Genomic DNA, 20,225 nt, shown 5'->3' on the forward strand with positions numbered 1-20,225 from the left:
AGGTTTATTTTTTGAAAATCTAAAGAGTTTTGCATAAACAAAGGCCGTCTGAAAAAATAGTCCCCTGATTTTTCAGACGGCCTTATATGATTTAAACCTTAGTGGTGGCTGCAACCGCCGTGGGTTTCTGTAAATTCCATCATTAAATGGTGCCCAAACGACCTAAAACTTTATTTTCTACATTATTATTTAGTGCTAAACGGGTTAAAAATTTATCCTTAAGTCAAAATTACAACAATATTTGAGACTGAATTATCATGCCTGTCAGAAAAATTCCTAAAAATTACCGTAATATCACTGGAATGGCCGCCCATTCTAAGTCTGTAGGCTGCGCAGCTTATGAATCTTCTTTGGAACGGGATTTCCTTAGTTTATTGGAGTTTTGTCCCGATGTAATCCGCTTCGAGGTACAACCGGTTTCTATCGAATGGTTTGATGATTCCGGCAAAAAGCATATGTACACACCTGATGTTTTGGTGCACTACAAACCTAGTCGGCAACCTGTTACGATAATTCTCTATGAAGTCAAATACCGAAGCGATTTGAGGAAAAACTGGTCAGTATTGCAGCTAAAATTTAAGGCAGCAAGAGCATTTTGCCGACAAAAGGGCTGGATGTTCAAACTGGTCACTGAAGTTGAAATTCATACAGTCTATCTTCAAAACGTGCGATTTCTGCTGCCCTATATGAGGAATGCCGTTGTGCATGAATATTACGAGCCATATATGATACTACTTGACCAAAAATTAAAAGAGCTTAAAACAGCTACTCCGAGAGAGCTAGTTGCAGCTGTTTTTCAAGATGAGTGGAATCAGGCAAAAATTTTACCAGTGTTATGGTATCTAGTGGCCGTAGGAGAAATCGGTGCAGATTTGAACCTACCGCTGACGATGAATTCTACATTATGGAGAAAGCGATGAATACCGGAAAGGCTGTGTTAGATATTCAACCGGGGGCAATGGTCGAATTTAACGGGATCTGCTGTGTAATTACAGACATTGTGGATTTGGACACGGTTTTTCTGACTGAGGTAGAAAGCCGTAAAACTTATCAAGTTAAAGTGGCGGAGTTGTCCTCCATAACGAATGAACCTCCTTCCGCCCAAGATTTAAGTACCATCGATGCACAAGAATGGGCCACGGCAACAAAACGTTTTGAGATTATCAAGCCTTTACTGGACGATAAAAAACGGACAAAGAAAGCTGTTGAAGAAAGAGCTGCACAGTTTGGTGTTCATGCCAATACCATTTACCGCTGGCTTCGACAATACCATGAAACAGGTTTGCTGACGGGTTTATTCAAACAACACCGAAAAGACAAAGGTTGCTATCGTATTGACAGCAATGTCGAAGAGATCGTCCAATCCGTTATTGAAAAAGAATATCTGACCAAACAAAAAAAGCCAGTCCAACAAATAATTAACGAGATCAAGCGGCAATGCTTGGATGTAGGATTGGCATATCCTCATAACAATACTATCCGTGCCCGCATCAGCAAGCTGGATCCTCAGTTTAAGATAGCGAAAAGACAGGGGAAAAAAGCTGCTGAGGAGCAGTTTAAACCGTCTAAGGGCAGTTTTCCCAATGCGGATTTTCCGTTGGCGGTCATTCAGATAGACCATACGAAACTAGATATTATTCTGGTGGATGATGTTTACCGTAAACCAATTGGTCGCCCGTGGATCACAATGGCAGTTGATGTGTTCAGCCGGATGATTCCCGGATTCTACATTTCCTTTGATCCACCTAGTGCATTATCGGCAGGATTGTGTCTAGCTCATTCTGTACTGACAAAAGAAAAATGGCTTGCCCAGCATGAAGTGGAAGGCTTGTGGCCGTGTTGGGGATTACCACGAAAAATCCATTTGGACAATGCAAGGGAGTTTCACGGCAAAGTATTGGAAAAAGCCTGTAAACAATACGGTATCGACATTGAATGGCGTCCGGTGGCGCGGCCACATTTCGGTGGTCATATAGAGCGACTGCTGGGTACGGTTTTACAGGAAATACATACTTTGCCCGGTACGACTTTTTCCAATGTTGTCGAACGTCGTAATTATGATTCCGAAGACAGTGCAGTATTTACACTGTCAGAATTTGAAAAATGGCTGACAACTTTCATTACCGGTGTGTATCACCAGAGGATGCATTCAGCATTGGGTATGTCGCCGATGGCCAAATATAAAGAAGGTATATTCGGTACTGACTCTCTCCCGGGAACGGGTATGCCGCCTAAAGTCCTAGATGAAATCAAATTCCGATTGGATTTCATGCCTTTTGAAATGAGAACCGTCCAACAATATGGCGTATCCATCCATAAAATTCATTATTGGCATGATGTACTTCGCACTTGGATTGGTGCAACAGAACCGGGAAACCCGAAAAGGGCTCGTCAGTTTGTGTTTCGATTTGACCCTCGTGATCTCAGCGTAATCTGGTTTTTTGACCCTGAATTGAATAGCTATTTTGCTATCCCTTACCGGGACAGTTCCCATCCAGTTATGAGTATTTGGGAGTTAAGGGAAATCAACCGCCAACTCAAACAGGAACACAAATCCAACATTGACGAAAGAATGATTTTTTCAGCTTATGGCAAGATGCGCGAGATGGAAGAACAAGCTCAAGGTAAAACCAAAGCGGTACGCAGAGCGATGCAACGACGTAAAAAAAATGAAAGTATTGCTATAACCAAACCGGTTCCCAAAGAGAATAACGGTATCAATAATACAGCCACTGCTTTTTCGCAAACGGATTCGCTGGAGACTGAAATGTCTTTTGAAAATGTACAGCCGTTTGACGACTTGGATGATTTGTCATGAAATATCCTCATTTGCACAAAAAAACCGCCACATATTTGGATGCTGACACAGAGGAACGCATCTGGCACATCCGTTCGCCGCATTGGATAGGTTATCCCCAAGCTGAGCATATTTTGAACAAACTGGAAGATCTTTTGGTTTATCCCAAAATCCACCGTATGCCGAATCTTCTGATTGTCGGAGATACCAATAACGGTAAAACCATGCTGGCTCACCGTTTTTTGAGAAAACATCCTGCTGACCAAAATTTGGATGGTGACAGTGTATTAGTTCCTGTACTGCTGGTTCAGGCTCCACCTGTTCCGGATGAAGGAAGATTTTACAATACCATTTTAGATGCAATCTTTGCACCATATAAATCGCATGACAGAATAGATAAGAAGCAGACTCAAGTCATACACTTACTCAAACGTATGCAAACTAGAATGCTGATTATTGACGAAATCCATCATATCTTGGCTGGTAGCATGAACCGGCAAAGGGCTTTTCTGAATGTCATCAAATATCTAGGAAACGATTTACAAATACCGATTGTCGGTATAGGCACTAAGGATGCTTTCCGTGCGTTGCAAACTGATCCGCAGTTATCCAACCGATTCGAACCGGCTGTCCTGCCTAGATGGAACTTAGATAGAAATTTTCTTCGGTTGTTGGTTAGCTTTGAAAGAATGATCCCCCTGAAAAGACCGTCTGAACTGCAAACGAGAGAACTTGCCGTCAGATTGTACAATATGAGCGAAGGATATATTGGAGAGCTATCTCGGGTACTGACAGAAGCTGCCGCAACTGCTGTACAAAATGAAACGGAACAAATAAATCATGAAGTGCTTGATTCAATCGGCTGGGTAACACCTACTGAGCGGAAGCGGCAAATAGACAAACTGGCTTAGATATGTCTGACTTACATCTTTGGCCAGCACATCCCCATCCGTATCATAATGAATTACTGTCTTCATGGCTGGTTCGAACGGCACATGCGAACGGACTAAAAGTTCAGACATTTTGCAACTTAGTCTTTGGGAACAATTATGAGATATGGAATCGGGACATTGACAGATATATTCCAGAGTGGATAGTTACAAAGCTAAGTGAAAAAAGCGGAATAAGTGCGGAGAAAATCGATAGAACTTCACTACAGCGTTTTCAGGGCATTTTGTTTGATAAAGTACGTCCATCAGGACATCTGACGTGGGTAAACAGTTTGCAGATATACCATCGGAAACGCGTAGGATACGGTTTATTGTTCTGTCCATTGTGCTTAGCAGAAGACTATGAACCTTATTTTAGGGTGTCATGGCGTGTTGCCTGCTATACCTTTTGCCCAAAGCACAAAGTGATACTTCACGACCGATGTTCACATTGCGGTGCGGGTGTTGCATTCCATCGGCAAGAGATGGGAAATATGCAAGAAACAGCGTTTCGGCCCCTCAAATTCTGCTGGCAGTGTAAAACCGACTTGGCTTGTACAGAAACACAACCCGTTACAGCTTGGAGTGGTAATACACTTGAACAATGGCGAAGACTGTTAGTTTGGTTGGAACACTACCCGATAGAAAGTTCACAAAACAGTTATAGAGACAGTTTGAAAATATTGCACCACTTTGTCACGCTATTAACTTCACAACGGCTGGCACCGAAATTATATTCCTATTTATGCCTAAAAACCGGTTCACAACCACAAAAAATTGATAAAAGCAAGCGTACAGCATGGGAAAGCAGAGAACTGATCGAACGCCACCATACTTTGGATTTATGTTGGTGGCTGATGGATAATTATCCGGACAATCTCTTTCAGGCATGGAAAGATGGTGTTTTGCGCTATAACCATATGCTGAAAGATTTTGATGATTGTCCAGAAGAATTCAGAAAACTAGTTGCCACTTTAAACAGAAACAGCAGGAAAAATCTTTATCGTAAACAACATTTAAAATAACAGTTACTATAAAAAATATTTTCTTATAATTCCCCATTTATTTATTGATTAATAGTCTCTTTTCTGGGATATTTATGTCCTTTCCATAAATCATGATCTCAGATCCTTTTACCTTATTGTATGCACAATAGGTCAAAAAATACTCATCCTGCCTGTATTTCTGATAGATTTTTTTTATTTCAGAGCAATTATCATACGAGACTATCCATTTTCGATTCACAGAACCTAAGGCATTACAAATATTGACATGGTCATTATGATTATAAAAATTCCTATACAGTCCTTGTCCCTTTACATAATATGGCGGATCTAGATAAATAAGTGATTTCTCTGGTAGTAAGGTATTTACTTTTTGCAGCAATGATAAAGCATCTTCATTGTATATGTGGATATGATTTGCATATTTCGCAATGCGAATAATCAATTTGGACAATCGTTCTTTATTGAATCGGGCATCTAGTTTATAAGTTCCATTTTGACTTTTCCCTCCAATTACTCCAGCTTTTAAAATACCCGACCGGTTGGTTCTATTTAGATAGAAAGCAGCAAACCCATGAGCCAACGAAGAATATTCTTCCGGATGCTGCAATATAATTTTTTGTTTTTCCCATTCTTCAACAGATAGTGGCACATCATACAAAAGTGCTAGAAAATTTTCTGAATCGTTCGTAATAGAGTTCCAAAAGTTATAAATAGCTAAATCCAAATCATTAATATGGATGTCAGAGCAATATTGATTGAAAAGTAGATCTAAAGCCACGCCACATCCACCAGCAAAAGGCTCAAGATAGTGCCCTCCCGTTAGATTGTTGACATCCATTACAGCCCTTACGAAAGGTGCAAAAGCCCCTTTCCCTCCAGGGTAACGTAGAGGGGTAAGAGGATTGGAATGTCCAGCCATTGAGAAACCTTTTTACTATCTGTTTAGTTGTTGATTATAAAGTAAGCTAATCTATTTGGCCAGCTAATTTTGACGGTAACTTTTAGAACATGAAACAATATTTACTGCTTCAACAATCCTCTCTAAAAACATATCTACTTGTTTTTCATTTTCTCCGCACCACTTTTCAATGATGCCACTTTTTTCAATAAAGTTCACATTATCTTGAAACCATTTTTTATTCTCATCCCGATTAGAATTTGATGTTAGAGTCATAACCCTGTCTCTAACATAGTCGCTTGTATAGGCACCAGGCATCTGTTTCCAGAAGTTATCATTATGTCCTTCAAGCTTTCTTTGCAAGAAACGATATAGAATCATCTCCGGATTGCGTTCAGTATGTCTTGTGTTGTCAGTGAAAGTGGAGTCATTTGGCAATGGACATATATTTGGGTTTTCTTCAATTGTTTTTCGATTGGACTCACTAGAGAAAACATCATTATCTGGAATTAAAATAACACTTTGAAAATATGAATCTCCTTTATGTAGATCCAATAAAATATTACATCCGACACTTAAGCTGATCAGTTCCAGCTCTTTCCCAAAGTAGTCTTTATCATGAATGATATTTTTGTATTTTAATATCTGTTTAAAGAAAAATAATGCTTCATCATCTTCAAAATAAAGCTTTATTGTTTCTGGCTTATCTTCAAGAGGGGCTAACACAAGCATATCATTTTTAATTTTTGTATATGTGGGATTTTCCATAATCCTAGGAAAGTTTGAGTCTTGTAAGTAAACAACATTATTTACCTTCTCTCCTGGATGTTCGTTTTTGGACAGTATAGTTTTAATGACAGTTAATGAATGTGTGGTTAAGATAATTTGAAGATTAAGTTTCCTAGCTTGTGTATGAAGTAAATTTATCAGTTTTTCTTGGGCTCTAGGGTGTAGTCCAGCGTCAACCTCATCAATTACCAAAATACCTCCACTATAAGTTTGAGGGGAGGTTCTTTTTAAATAGTTGAATGAAGCTAAGGCAGTCACTATTGAGCTAAGTGAATCTTGTCCCAACGAAACTGTAAAAGAATGATATGGAAAAGAAGGGAGATATGAGCTTTTTTTAGAGCTCGAAAAAGAGTGAGCTGTAATTTCATTATCAGATTCATCAAAATACAATACATCTTTAAAAGAATTAACAATAAAGTTTTTGTCTTCTCCATTCATTTTTCTAATGGTTTTTTTATCGATAAGTTCCGCATCAAACTCACCAATAGGTGTCATTCTACTCATTCCTAAGTACAGGGTAGGAATTGGCATTTTACCAGCTCCTTTAAGTTTTTCATCCAACACCTCTATCTCTGGAGTATTAGGTAATTGTTGTGTTCGTGGAATAATACGTAGCCGCCAGATATTAATTAGTGGTTCAGAAGATGAAGATAATGAATTGTTATCAACATCTTCTAAATCAAGAGAATGGTTTGGATCTATATGCTTATCTTCCGGCACCTTAATCATATGATTTTTATAGAGCCGCTCCTTGATAGCATGTTTTTGTATACTTACTGCACATATTTTATTGAGTTCAATAAAGCTGCCATCTTGGTTTGTCTCGACATGATATTGAACGGTAACCTTAGGCGTATCTGCTTTTTTAGTCCCATTTATATGGTAGTTGTCATAATCTTGAAAGTAGTCCAAATGGAAAGCTTCTTGAAAATTAGATTGAAATACTTTTCCGAAAAAACTTTTCTCCCCTTTAGAAAGTCCAGAGCAGTTAGCAATCAAACCTAATATAGTAGATTTTCCAATGCCATTATGTCCTGCAATTGCTGTAATATACGGAGCAATGGGAATTTCAATATTCTTTAACTTACGAAATCCTTTTTCATCGAAAGATATTTTTTTTAGTTTCATTTTATTATTCTCAACTTAACTTTGATAAAGATAGCTCCAGGATATTTTAACCGGAAATTGTTGAACAGATTTTATAGATAGATAAAGCATACTCCTCAATGCTAGGCCAACTATGCTTCATAGACCTGATATGAAACTTTCCGTTTGTTGAAATATTTTTCCAAATTCCTTTTGACCGAGCAAGCAAATGCAGGATTTTTTTTATTTCTTCAGCCTTCATTGAACTTGCTCCATATATCATAGCAGCAGTTAAGGATTCTGATTCTCTTTGTTCAAACTCTACCAACCAAAATAGCATATTATCTATATTGAGTTCGGCAATTAAAACTCTTCTTGGAGTTTTGACTAGGTTGGTTGTTGTTGCAGAAGTATCTAAATAAGACCATTGACTGCTACGATTAGAAGTTAACGGCATATATAGGGTCAGCCATACTTTTGCCGTAACACCTTTATCTTGATAGTTCTCTGATAAATATCGGACAGCGGCCATCATATTTTCAAAGGTAGCAGGCAGAGCTTCGGAACGACTGTGAGAACGTAGCTTTTGAGCGATGCCTGTTTCTTTTCCAACATTAATAGAGATTGAAATAGGAGCAGTTTTGGACTGTCCTGATGTACCGTCGCCGGTTCCCAATGCTGTGGTCGATTCCGATGGCGGCAAAAACAGTAAGTCTGTTTTTCTATAATTACAAAACTCTTTTTCAGGCTTGATGAGTTCTTTATTCCAAAGATCTCCAAAACGTTCTTTTACATAGTCAATAACCATTCTTTTCATATTCTGCACAGGCTCTTCTATGCTATGCAGTTTTTTTGAAGTACCAGATTTTAATCCCTGGTTCCTTAGATAAGGACGTTTATTTGATTCCGGTAGATCAGTTTCTGGAGATGCTTGCCTGCCATCATTGTCTCTAATAACCACTAAATTAGAAAAAGGAAAGGGAGCAGTACAACGCAATAATTCTAAGATTAAGGTACGAACTTTTCCACCGCTCGTAAAACTTAGGCAGCGTGCAGCCCAATCTGTTTTTCCTTGAAACGGGAAATTAGTTTCCGGCATCGGCTGATGATACTTCCCCACTGATTGTTTGACTAACGAACGATGAATTTGGAAAAATCCCTGCTGTGCATTTTTGTCCCTTAAAATCCTACCCAAAACCCATCCCTCATTATCGTAAAGCCATTGTCGTAAATGGATTATGAGAATCTTGGTTTTTGAATCAAAACCGCATCTCTCACCGATGATTTGATCGAAATTAGTTTCATATGACCCCAAAAAAGCAATCTTGGCCAAATTGGTTGAAATGGCGTAATAAAAACGAATAACTTCAGCAACGGGAATAATGATTGAATAGGGATCTCCATCAGATTCAATAGCCAAACATCTTGCAGATAATCCATTTTTGAAACCGCCAATATCAAAGGCAGCTTTATTGATGATATAACCGGTTTGATCTTTATGCGCTGCTTCAATCAAACGTACAGAATCTTCAGCTATGTTAACGTTTGGTAGATTACTAGGCACGATAACTTGGTAATCCAATAACTTACCGTTTTTCCAAAGAGAACCGATAGTAAGTACCGGCAGTTGTCCAACACCAATAGTGCAGCATATTCGCTCTTTATTTAACCAGCCAAAATCAGCAATAGACGTTTTGTCTGTTACTGATACAGGTCTGAGATAAACGTCGATGGTCGGTTCCGTAGGTACGTTATCGTTTTTTCGTACTGCTCCGAACCAATCAATTCTCCAAACTCTTCCGTCGTTGGGAAATTCTTTAATCTGGATCACCGGCATCTTGTTATTCCATGTTAGCACCATTTAGCGATGTATAGCACCAAAGAGCGATGTTCAGTATCATTTATTGTTAGAATTCACAGTTTCACGCAAAGCTTCGGCTGCTTGTTCGTCTGCGTGGTAGCTGGAGCGAACCATTGCGCCGATCGCGGCATTAGTAAAGCCCAATTCGTATGCTTCTTTTTCAAAAACTTTAAATTGGTCAGGCGTTACATAGCGTAGGACGGGCAGGTGGCCGTCTGAAGGTTGCAGATATTGGCCGATGGTAATCATCTCGATATTGTTGGCACGCATATCGCGCATTATTTCGCGTACGTCCTCGTCTGTTTCGCCCAAGCCGACCATGATGCCGGACTTTGTCGGGATATGGGGCATCATTTCTTTGTAACGGCGCAGAAGCTCGAGGGAGTGTTGGTAATTGGCACCCGGACGGGCTTTTTTATACAGGCTTGGATGGGTTTCTAAGTTGTGGTTCATCACGTCGGGCGGTGTTTCTGCCAAGATTTCCAGTGCGATGTCCAAACGGCCGCGGAAATCGGGAACAAGGATTTCGATTTTGGTATTCGGGCTGGTTTCGCGGATGGCTTTGATGCAGTCGGCGAAGTGTTGGGCGCCGCCATCACGCAGGTCGTCACGGTCGACGGAAGTAATCACGACATAGCGCAGGTTCATGGATTTAACGGATTCGGCCAAGTGTTTAGGCTCGTCAGGATCCAGCATATTGGGGCGGCCATGACCAACGTCGCAGAACGGGCAGCGGCGGGTACAAATATCGCCCATGATCATGAATGTGGCCGTACCCTTGGTAAAGCATTCGCTGATATTTGGACAAGATGCTTCTTCGCACACGGTATGCATTTTTTGTTCGCGAAGAATGTTTTTGATTTCAAAGAATTTCTTGCCCGGTAATTTGGCGCGGATCCATTCGGGCTTTTTCAATTTTTGTTCCAATGGAACAACTTTAATCGGAATGCGTGCAGTTTTATCTGCGCCTTTCAGTTTGATGCCGCGTTTTGGGTCGTTTTTTACTTCTTCACTCATGGTGATGTGTTCTTTCTGTCGTTATAAAGGCCGTCTGAAAAGCTTATTGTAGTCTTTATGAACTAAGGGCTTGTGGGTTCAGAGGGGCAGTTAAAAGATGGTGTTGGGGTCGAATATTTTCAGACGGCCTTATGCCAGCTCTTTCTGTAAATGCTTGGTCAGTTTGTCTGAAACTTCTGCCAAGCCGGGTGCCGGAGAGACAAAGTCGGCAATTTGGGTCATTTCCATACCGGCATAACCGCAGGGGTTGATATGGGTAAACGGACTTAAATCCATGTTCACGTTAAGCGCCAAGCCGTGGTAAACGGAGCCGTCTTTGATACGCAGGCCCAGGGAAGCGATTTTACGCTCGCCGACATAAACGCCGGGACGTTTGGGGTCGGCGGCTGCTTCGATGCCGTATTCTGCCAAGGTGGCGATGATGCTGTTTTCAAGTGCGGAAACGATATGGCGCACACTGGTCTTACGGCGTTTGAAATTGATCATCGTATAAACGACCAATTGGCCAGGACCGTGGTAGGTAATTTGACCTCCTCTGTCAATTTGGACAACGGGAATATCGTCGCGGATGAGGAGGTGTTCGGGCTTACCGGCCAAGCCTTGAGTGAATACGGGCGGATGTTCGACCACCCATAATTCGTCTTCGGTATTTTCGTCACGCGAGGCATTAAATGCCTTCATGGCTTCGAAAGTCGGCAGGTAATCGACCAAGCCTTTGTGCACGATTTTCATTACAGCACCACTTTTACCAATTCGTGTGAAGTCAGGTCGCGGTAGATATTGTCGAGCTGCTCTTGATTTTCAACATTTACATGGACAGTCGCGCCGGTATAGTTGCCTTTGCTGCTTGGGCGCGTAGTAATGTGGTGCGGCTCGGTATCGGGAGCGTGTTTGCGCACGGTTTCCAAGATGGCGGATTCAAATTCCGGATGAACCACGCCCATGACTTTTACAGGAAAGGTGCAAGGGAATTCAATTAATGATTTTTTTTCGGTTGAGTCTGTCATGGTTTACTACCTTTTTTGGTTAGCCAGGGCCGTCTGAAAAGTTTTCAGACGGCCCAAAATCCGATATATTTTATCGTAAACGTCCATATCGGGCTATTAAAAATGATGTTTTAGAAAATAGGTGCGGATAAGCTGTTTTCAAGTCTTGAAATGGAGCGCTTCAGCCCAATTTTGAGCTACATTCTGATTTAACAATGATTGAGATTTCTAACTATGCCGACAAAAGACAAATATTTCGAGGAATACAGTGCGCTGGCTACCTTGCCTTTACGCGATGTCGTGGTGTATCCGCATATGGTATTGCCGCTGTTCGTCGGTCGTCCTAAATCGATTGCAGCCCTTGAGGCGGCAATGGCTAATGATGATCCGGTTTTCCTGTTGGCCCAGCTTGACCCTAATACAGAAGACCCTAAAGCTGAAGATTTGCACCAAACTGGTACGGTTGCCCAAGTTTTGCAGGTTTTGAAGCTGCCTGACGGCACCGTTAAAGTGTTGGTAGAAGGTATCCGTCGTGCGCGCGCATTGACGGTTGACGAAACAGGCGGACTGTTTTTATCCCATGTGGAGGCGATTGATGAAAACAGCGACAAGGACAATCCCGAAATTGAAGCCTTGCGCCGTACCTTGCTGACTCAATTTGAGCAATATGCGAAATTGAACAAAAAAATCCCTGCCGAAGTTATCAGTACCATCAGCAGTATCGATGACAACAGCCGTCTTGCCGATACTATTGCCGCGCATTTGCAGCTGAAATTAGAGCAGCGTCAATATGTACTGGAGACTGCCGGCATTGTTGACCGTTTGGAATTTCTGCTGGCGCAGTTGGAAGCCGAACTCGATATCATGCAGGTCGAGAAACGCATCCGTGGCCGTGTGAAACGTCAAATGGAAAAATCCCAACGTGAGTATTACTTGAATGAGCAAGTAAAAGCGATTCAGAAAGAATTGGGCGAAGAAGACGAGCGCGACGAGCTGGATGCGCTGGAAAACAAAATCAAAGAAGCAGGCATGAGCAAAGAGGCTGAAGAAAAATGTCTGTCTGAATTGAAAAAACTGAAAATGATGCCGCCGATGTCTGCGGAATCTACCGTCGTGCGCAACTACATCGATACTTTGCTTGAGTTGCCGTGGAAGAAAAAATCCCGTGTCAGCAAAGATATTGCCAAGGCTGATTTGATTTTGAATGCCGACCACTATGGTTTGGAAAAAGTTAAAGAGCGCATTTTGGAATATTTGGCCGTTCAAAAACGTATGGACAAGCTCAAAGGCCCGATTTTATGTCTGGTTGGCCCTCCGGGGGTGGGTAAAACTTCCTTGGGTGAGTCGATTGCCAAAGCCACAGGCCGTCAATATGTGCGTATGGCGTTGGGCGGCGTGCGTGATGAAAGCGAAATCCGCGGCCACCGCCGTACCTATATCGGCTCTATGCCGGGCAAAATCTTGCAAAATATGGCGAAAGCGGGTGTGAAAAACCCATTGTTCCTGCTTGATGAAATCGACAAGATGGGCAGCGATTTCCGTGGTGATCCTGCCAGTGCTTTGCTTGAGGTGCTGGATCCTGAGCAAAACAACAAGTTCGCTGACCATTATGCCGAAGTCGATTATGATTTGAGCGATGTGATGTTTATTGCCACTTCAAACAGCTTGAATATCCCGACTCCGCTGCTTGACCGTATGGAAATCATCCGTCTGTCCGGTTATACAGAAGACGAAAAAATCAATATCGCCATGCAATACCTTGTGCCGAAACAAATGAAGCGCAATGGTGTGAAAGAGGGTGAGTTGGTGGTTGATGAAAGTGCGGTGCGCGATATTATCCGTTACTACACCCGCGAGGCCGGTGTCCGCTCGTTGGATCGCGAAATTGCCAAAATCTGCCGTAAAGTGGTGATGCAGGTTACTTTGAATGAGGACAAGAAAAAAGCGTCCAAATCCAAAACAGTAAGCAAGGCCAAACCTAAAGCGATTAAAGTTACTGAAAAAAATCTGCATGACTATCTGGGCGTGCGCCGTTTCGACTATGGTGTGGCCGAAAGCGAAAACCGCATCGGTCAGGTAACCGGTTTGGCTTGGACCGAAGTCGGTGGCGAGTTGTTGACTGTTGAGGCAGTAGCTTTGCCGGGCAAAGGTACGATTCAATGTACCGGCCAACTGGGCGATGTCATGAAAGAATCGGTATCGGCCGCATGGTCGGTTGTCCGTTCCCGTGCCGAATCAGTGGGTCTGGCTCCTGATTTTTACGAGAAGAAAGACATTCACGTCCATGTGCCGGAAGGTGCGACGCCGAAAGACGGTCCAAGCGCAGGTATTGCCATGACTTTGGCGATGGTTTCTGCCTTTACCAAAATTCCGGTGCGTGCGGATGTGGCGATGACCGGTGAAATCACTTTGCGTGGCGAAGTGTTGCCGATCGGCGGTTTGAAAGAAAAACTGCTGGCTGCTTTGCGCGGCGGCATCAAGCATGTATTGATTCCGAAAGACAACGTCAAAGATTTGGAAGAAATCCCTGAAAATGTCAAAACCGGTCTGACCATCCATCCGGTCAAATGGATTGATGAAGTGTTGGCTTTGAGTCTGGAAACTCAGCCTGAGCAATGGGTTGCCGAATTGGCAGTTGCCGAGACCGTGCAAACTCCTAAGACAAAGTCAAGAACAAAAGCAACCAAGCATTAAGTTGGCCGTCTGATGTTGCAAAAAATGTGGTTTTGCCCTGAATGCCCCAAAAATAGGGCAATTCCACATTTTTTACTTGACATGATAATTTCAGAATTGCTATAAAGTGCGTATGTGCTTTGAAAGCGCTCAAGCCCCGAGTATTCGGGCATTTCATCATCTTTATACGATAGGAAGGGACTAATTGTGAACAAGTCTGAATTGATCGAAGCAATTGCTCAAGAAGCCGGCATTTCCAAATCTGCTGCGCAAAAAGCTTTGGATGCTACTACTAATGCCGTAACCAACGCATTGAAAAGCGGCGACACTGTTACTCTGGTCGGTTTCGGTACTTTCTACGTCGGCGAACGCGCCGAACGTCAAGGCCGCAACCCAAAAACTGGCGAGCCTTTGACTATTGCTGCTGCTAAAACTCCTAAATTCCGTGCCGGTAAAGCATTGAAAGACGCTCTGTAATTTAGAGTCTTTCCCTGAATGGGAATAAAAAACCGATTTGATTCGGTTTTTTATTTTGAAGGCCGTCTGAAACCTTTCAGACGGCCTTTAGTTTGTTGAGTGCATAAAAAGGCTGAAATCCTAATGATAAAAGGATTTTAGCCTTTTTAGTTTATCTTGTTACATTTGATTTTTATATTGATATACCTTATCATTAAGGGAAACAATAACAGTATTCAAAACAAACCGCACTTATCGAAAGAAGGGGCAAATAGCCATTCGTAAACAATCTTTCAAATGTGCTACACATTCATCATACTTCTCACGTTTTTTCAATAATCTATTTTTAAAACAAAAAGAAAAGAGAGACTTATGTCTGCTGTTCCTTTGTCGCGCCTGAAAAAAGGCGCAGTCGTACATATTGATTCCATTGCTCCCAATCCTGTTTTTGGTGATTTGGATACCTTGGTAACCCGTCGTCTTGCAGATTTGGGTTTTTCCAGCGGAATGCCGTTGCAAGTGATTGCAGTGGGTGGTTTTGGGAGAGGCCCGTTTGCGGTACGTTTGGGTAACCAATCTCAATTTTCCCTGCGTTCGGAAGAGGCCGGGAAGATTATGTGTCGTATCGTTGAGGCCGTTTAAGGCCGTCTGAAAGAATAAGGAAAAATGATGGAACTAAGCTATTTTGCCTTGATTGGCGCGCCAAACTGCGGCAAAACCGTTTTGTTCAACGGTTTGACCGGCTCACATGCCAAGGTTGCCAATTATCCGGGCGTAACTGTCGATAAGCGCGAGGGCGCCTTCCTCGACGACGAGGCCGTCCGCATTATCGACCTGCCGGGCACATACAGCCTACGCACGACCAGCCCCGACGAAGCGGTGGCGAAAGATGTAATGGTAGGCAAGATGGGCATTCCGCCCGATGCCATTATTGCCGTTGCCGACGCGACCAACCTGCGTATGACCCTGCGCATGATTTTGGAACTGAAAACGCTGGGACTGCCTATGGTGGTGTCGCTGAATTTGAGCGACGTGGCCCGCAAAAGGGGCTTGAATATCGACGCGGCCAAACTGAGCGAGTTGTTGGATGCACCTGTTTTGGAAACAGTTGCAGTGAGCGCGTCGGGTGTACAGGCTGTACGCGAAGCCGTGGCGAAGCTGCCGCGCAAACGCTCTTTCCCCGCAAACCCCGCCTCTGCCGAACGCACGCTCGATGCGCTGGATAGCGACAAACTTTATCAAGAAGTCGAATCGATTTTGGCACAAGTGGTACGCACCCAGATGACGCTGCCCGCATGGCACAAAAAACTCGACGACATCGTGCTGCACCCCGTCTGGGGCATGATTATGCTGCTGGTCATCCTGTTTATGGTGTTCCAAGCGGTTTACACATGGGCGGCGCCGATTATGGACGCCATCGAAGGCGGCTTTACCGCGCTGGGCGAATGGATAGGCGCCAACATGGAGCCGGGCATCCTCAGCGACTTGCTCGTCAACGGCGTCATTGCCGGTTTGGGCAGCGTGTTGGTGTTCCTGCCGCAGATTACGATTTTGTTTGCCTTTATCCTGCTATTGGAAGACTCAGGCTATCTGCCGCGTGCAGCCTTCCTGCTGGATAACATCATGGCAAAAAGCGGTTTGTCCGGCCGTTCGTTTATTCCCCTTTTGTCCAGCTTTGCCTGTGCCGTTCCTGCCGTGATGTCGGCGCGTACCATTAACGACCCGCGCGAACGCCTTGTTACCATCGCGGTTGCGCCGTTGCTGACTTGTTCCGCACGTTTGCCAGTGTATGCGCTGATTATCGCCGCTGTTATTCCTGACCGTACAGTGGGTGGGATTTTCAACCTGCAAGGCCTGACATTGTTTATTCTTTATATCGTAGGCATTCTGTCGGCTGCATTGGCAGCGTATATCATGAAACGCTTGGCGCGGATGAAAGGCAATGTGCAACAATTCCCACTTTTGATGGAATTGCCGACTTTCCGTACGCCTAACTTCAAACACATCATGACCAGCTTGTGGGATAGGGTAAAAGCCTTCCTGAAACGCGCGGGTACCATCATTTTTGCGTTGGCCGTGGTCTTGTGGGGCTTGGTAAGCTGGCCGCAACCGCCTGAAGGCGCAACCGGTGCCGCCATCGATTACAGCTTGGCAGGTACGCTTGGTCATGCTATTCAGCCGTTTTTTGCACCTTTGGGTTTTACTTGGGAAATGTGTATCGCCATGATTCCGGGTATTGCCGCGCGCGAAGTGGTCGTTGCCGCATTGGGTACCGTTTATGCCGTCAGCGCGTCGTCTGAAGATGCCGTACAAAACGCATTAATTCCCATCATACACAACAACTGGGGCTTGCCGACCGCCTTTGCCTTCTTGGCTTGGTATGTGTATGCTCCGATGTGTGCCGCGACTTTGACCGTGATTAGACGCGAAACCAAATCCACGAAAAATATGCTTATGATTACAGGCTATTTGTTCCTGATGGCTTATTTTGCCGCATTCGTGGTTTACCAAATTTCTTCAAGGATACTATCATCATGACTCAATATATTATCGTCGGCTTGATTATGCTTGCCTGCGTATTCTTCCTCTTGCGAAAATTCGTGTTCAAACCGAAAAAACGCGACTGTAGCAGTGGCTGCGGTAAATGTGGCGGTTGCGGTTAAATATTGATAACCAGAAAGAAGAAAGGTCGTCTGAAAAGAGGTTTCAGACGACCTTTTTAACGCAAACCGTTATAATAACGCCCCATCCATTTACACAATACATTCATTCCATAAAGTCATGAAAACCTTGCTCCAACTCCAAAGCGCCGCACAAAATTTCGCCGACCACTATAAAAACCAAACCGACGAACGCCGTGAAAAAGACACCTTTTGGAATGAATTTTTTGCGATTTTCGGCATTGACCGCAAAAACGTCGTCCACTTCGAATATGCCGTTAAAGACCCGAGCAACAACACCCAATTTGTCGATGTCTTTTGGGAAGGCATCTTCCTGGCAGAACACAAATCCGCCAACAAAAACCTAGCCAAAGCCAAAGAACAGGCGGAGCGTTATTTGCAGGAAATCGAGCGCACCAAGCCGTCTGCCTTACCTGAATATTACGCCGTCAGCGATTTTGCCCATTTCCACCTTTATCGTCGCGATCCTAAAGAAGGCGTAGAAAACCAATGGCAATTCCCGTTGGAAGAATTGCCCGAATACATTACGCGCGGCGTTTTCGACTTTATGTTCGGCATCGAAGCCAAAGTCCGCCAAATTCAAGAAGAAGCCAATATTCAAGCGGCGACGGCCATTGGCAGACTGCACGATGCCTTGCAGGAAGAGGGCATTTACGAAGAACACGAACTCAGGCTCTTCATCACGCGCCTGCTTTTCCTCTTTTTTGCCGACGACAGCGCCGTTTTCCAGCGCAACTACCTCTTTCAAGACTTTTTAGAAAGCTGCAAAGAGGCCGATACGCTCGGCGACAAGCTCAATCAACTCTTTGAATTTCTCAATACCCCCGACCAAAAGCGCAGCAAGACCCAAAGCGAAAAATTTAAAGGTTTCGAATACGTCAACGGCGGTCTTTTCAAAGAACGCCTGCGCACTTTCGACTTCACTGCCAAGCAGCACCGCGCCTTAATCGACTGCGGTAATTTCGACTGGCGCAACATCAGTCCAGAAATCTTCGGCACACTCTTCCAATCCGTCATGGACGCGCAAGAGCGGCGCGAAGCAGGCGCACACTACACCGAAGCCGCCAATATCGACAAAGTCATCAACGGCCTTTTTTTAGAAAACCTGCGCGCCGAATTTGAAGCCGTCAAAGCCCTCAAACGCGACAAAGCCAAAAAACTCGCCGCCTTCTACCAAAAAATCCAAAACCTGCAATTCCTCGACCCGGCCTGCGGCTGCGGCAATTTCCTTATCGTTGCCTACGACCGCATCCGCGCCCTTGAAGACGACATCATCGCCGAAGCCCTCAAAGACAAAGCAGGCGGCTTATTCGACAGCCCGTCCGTCCAATGCCGTCTGAAACAATTCCACGGCATCGAAATAGACGAATTTGCCGTTCTTATTGCCCGTACTGCCATGTGGCTCAAAAACCACCAATGCAACATCCGCACGCAAATCCGCTTCGACGGCGAAGTCGCCTGCCATACGCTGCCGCTCGAAGATGCCGCCGAAATCATCCACGCCAACAGCCTTCGGACACCCTGGCAGGCGGCGGACTACATCTTCGGCAATCCGCCCTTTATCGGCTCGACCTACCAAACCAAAGAGCAGAAAAACGACCTTGAAAGCATCTGCGGCCATATTAAAGGCTACGGCCTGTTGGATTACGTCTGCAACTGGTATGTCAAAGCCGCCGGCATCATGGCGCAGAATCCCCAAGTTCAGACGGCATTTGTCTCCACCAATTCCATCTGCCAAGGCCAGCAGGTCGAAATCCTTTGGGGCAGCCTTTTGAACCAAGGCATCGAAATCAACTTTGCCCACCGTACCTTCCAATGGACGAGCCAAGCCGCAGGCAAAGCCGCCGTCCATTGCATCATCGTCAGCTTCAGCCGCAAACCGCAAACGTCGTCTGAAAACGGCGGCGCAAACGCTTCGGCAAATCCCGCTCTGCCCAAATACCTCTACGACTATCCCGACATCAAAGGCGAACCCGTAAAAAACGCCGTAGCCAACATCAATCCTTATCTGATTGATGCGCCCGATTTGATTATTACCAAGCGCAAAACCCAAATCAGCAGGGAAAATGAAATGTGCAAAGGCAATCAACCGACCGACGGTGGCAACCTTATCCTTTCCACTGATGAAAAAGAAGCTTTGATTGCCGCCGAACCATTAGCGGAACAATACATCTGCCCTTTTATCGGCGCCGAGGAATTTATCAACGGCAAAACCCGTTGGTGCCTGTGGTTTCACGGCGTATCCGACGTCAAACGCAACCACGACCTGAAACAGATGCCCAAAGTCCAAGCCCGTATTCAGGCGGTCAAAGCCATGCGCGAAGCCAGCAGAAAAGCCGCCACGCAAAAAAAAGCGGCTACCCCGTGGCTCTTCGACGAAATCCGTCAGCCTTCAGACGGCAATTATCTTGCTATTCCCGAAGTATCATCGGAAACACGTCGTTTTATTCCTATTGGTTTCTTATCTTCTGAAAATATTGCCAGCAACAAACTTTATATGCTCGCAAGCGATACGCCGCTTTATCATTTTGGTATCCTCAACTCTACTATGCACAATGCTTTTATGCGTACCGTTACTGGTAGGTTGAAAAGTGATTTCCAATACTCTGGTGGCATTGTGTACAACAACTTTCCCTTCCCAGAAAGCTGCCGTAAATCCAACGATGACGAAACTGCCTGTCAGGAAACCTCGGGCAAAAAAGGCAAAACGCCAAGGCCGTCTGAAAACAATCCCCTCCGTTCCGCCATCGAAGCTGCCGCCCAAGCCATCCTCGACATTCGCGAGAAATACCGCGCCGATGCGCTTGATGACGATCTGCCTCTCCCTACGCTTGCCGAACTCTATGCGCCCGACGCAGGCTATTCCGACCTCATCAAAGCCCACGCCGCCCTCGACAAAGCCGTCGATAAAGCCTACGGCTACAAAAAAGGTAAAAACACCGACGACGAGGCAGAACGCGTCGCCTTCCTGTTTGACCTATACCGAAAGGCAATAGAAAGCCAAAATACCAAACTGCCTAAAAAAACTAAATAAAGGCAAATGGC

16 protein-coding genes are annotated in these 20,225 nt (G+C 44.4%); 10 read left to right on the forward strand and 6 right to left on the reverse strand.

The genetic code is table 11. The features are described from left to right. Positions 1-257 precede the first annotated feature (257 nt). Genes HMPREF2952_RS09200 through HMPREF2952_RS09215 form a run of 4 tightly spaced genes read left to right on the forward strand, consistent with a single transcriptional unit; the run spans position 258 to position 4,751 of the window. Positions 258-920, forward strand: a complete 663-nt coding sequence (locus HMPREF2952_RS09200) for a heteromeric transposase endonuclease subunit TnsA (protein WP_070695579.1) — start codon at positions 258-260, stop codon at positions 918-920. Next, positions 917-2,818 (forward strand): Mu transposase C-terminal domain-containing protein, encoded by a 1,902-nt coding sequence (locus HMPREF2952_RS09205; RefSeq protein ID WP_283120703.1) that lies wholly within the window; start codon positions 917-919, stop codon positions 2,816-2,818. Before HMPREF2952_RS09200 ends, HMPREF2952_RS09205 begins: the two co-directional genes overlap by 4 nt. After that, positions 2,815-3,708 (forward strand): TniB family NTP-binding protein, encoded by an 894-nt coding sequence (locus HMPREF2952_RS09210; RefSeq protein ID WP_016687574.1) that lies wholly within the window; start codon positions 2,815-2,817, stop codon positions 3,706-3,708. The genes HMPREF2952_RS09205 and HMPREF2952_RS09210 overlap by 4 nt, the downstream gene beginning before the upstream one ends. 2 nt (positions 3,709-3,710) lie before the next feature. Beyond that, a complete protein-coding gene (locus tag HMPREF2952_RS09215; RefSeq protein WP_070695581.1) occupies positions 3,711-4,751 on the forward strand; it encodes a TniQ family protein in 1,041 nt (346 codons plus the stop codon). 37 nt (positions 4,752-4,788) lie between these two features. Here the strand turns inward: HMPREF2952_RS09215 and HMPREF2952_RS09220 are convergent, their stop codons facing one another. The 6 genes from HMPREF2952_RS09220 to HMPREF2952_RS09245 form a co-directional block, all read right to left on the reverse strand. Next, positions 4,789-5,652, reverse strand: a complete 864-nt coding sequence (locus HMPREF2952_RS09220) for a DNA adenine methylase (RefSeq protein WP_009116833.1) — start codon at positions 5,650-5,652, stop codon at positions 4,789-4,791. Between the two features lie 63 nt (positions 5,653-5,715). After that, a complete protein-coding gene (locus HMPREF2952_RS09225) occupies positions 5,716-7,548 on the reverse strand; it encodes an ATP-binding protein (RefSeq protein WP_036490750.1) in 1,833 nt (610 codons plus the stop codon). 46 nt (positions 7,549-7,594) lie between these two features. After that, positions 7,595-9,343, reverse strand: coding sequence for a hypothetical protein (locus HMPREF2952_RS09230; protein ID WP_283120704.1), 1,749 nt, complete (start codon positions 9,341-9,343; stop codon positions 7,595-7,597). 60 nt (positions 9,344-9,403) lie between these two features. Beyond that, complete coding sequence (gene lipA / locus HMPREF2952_RS09235; protein WP_063068093.1) at positions 9,404-10,384, reverse strand: lipoyl synthase; 981 nt, start codon at positions 10,382-10,384, stop codon at positions 9,404-9,406. 129 nt (positions 10,385-10,513) lie between these two features. Then, positions 10,514-11,116 carry a lipoyl(octanoyl) transferase LipB gene (lipB, locus tag HMPREF2952_RS09240; RefSeq protein ID WP_004519711.1) on the reverse strand — a complete coding sequence of 201 codons (603 nt, stop codon included), beginning with the start codon at positions 11,114-11,116 and terminating at the stop codon, positions 10,514-10,516. Next, positions 11,116-11,391 (reverse strand): HP0495 family protein, encoded by a 276-nt coding sequence (locus HMPREF2952_RS09245; protein ID WP_004519710.1) that lies wholly within the window; start codon positions 11,389-11,391, stop codon positions 11,116-11,118. The genes lipB and HMPREF2952_RS09245 overlap by 1 nt, the downstream gene beginning before the upstream one ends. Positions 11,392-11,604: 213 nt before the next feature. On the opposite strand from HMPREF2952_RS09245, the gene lon reads away from it, so the two are divergent. From lon to HMPREF2952_RS09270, 6 genes are all read left to right on the forward strand, one after another. Then, entirely contained in the window at positions 11,605-14,064 is a 2,460-nt protein-coding gene (lon, locus tag HMPREF2952_RS09250; protein ID WP_070695583.1) for an endopeptidase La, read from the forward strand. 186 nt (positions 14,065-14,250) lie between these two features. Continuing rightward, entirely contained in the window at positions 14,251-14,520 is a 270-nt protein-coding gene (locus HMPREF2952_RS09255) for an HU family DNA-binding protein (protein WP_070625332.1), read from the forward strand. Positions 14,521-14,871: 351 nt separating this feature from the next. Continuing rightward, complete coding sequence (locus tag HMPREF2952_RS09260) at positions 14,872-15,141, forward strand: FeoA family protein (RefSeq protein WP_003746882.1); 270 nt, start codon at positions 14,872-14,874, stop codon at positions 15,139-15,141. Between the two features lie 27 nt (positions 15,142-15,168). Further along, complete coding sequence (locus HMPREF2952_RS09265) at positions 15,169-17,037, forward strand: ferrous iron transporter B (protein ID WP_049336637.1); 1,869 nt, start codon at positions 15,169-15,171, stop codon at positions 17,035-17,037. Next, positions 17,034-17,162 (forward strand): FeoB-associated Cys-rich membrane protein, encoded by a 129-nt coding sequence (locus HMPREF2952_RS11060; protein WP_003683546.1) that lies wholly within the window; start codon positions 17,034-17,036, stop codon positions 17,160-17,162. Before HMPREF2952_RS09265 ends, HMPREF2952_RS11060 begins: the two co-directional genes overlap by 4 nt. Positions 17,163-17,280: 118 nt before the next feature. After that, a complete protein-coding gene (locus HMPREF2952_RS09270; protein ID WP_070695584.1) occupies positions 17,281-20,214 on the forward strand; it encodes a class I SAM-dependent DNA methyltransferase in 2,934 nt (977 codons plus the stop codon). Positions 20,215-20,225: the final 11 nt, after the last annotated feature.

The sequence above is a fragment of the Neisseria sp. HMSC068C12 genome (genome assembly GCF_001814095.1).
In the GTDB taxonomy this organism is placed as follows: domain Bacteria; phylum Pseudomonadota; class Gammaproteobacteria; order Burkholderiales; family Neisseriaceae; genus Neisseria; species Neisseria perflava.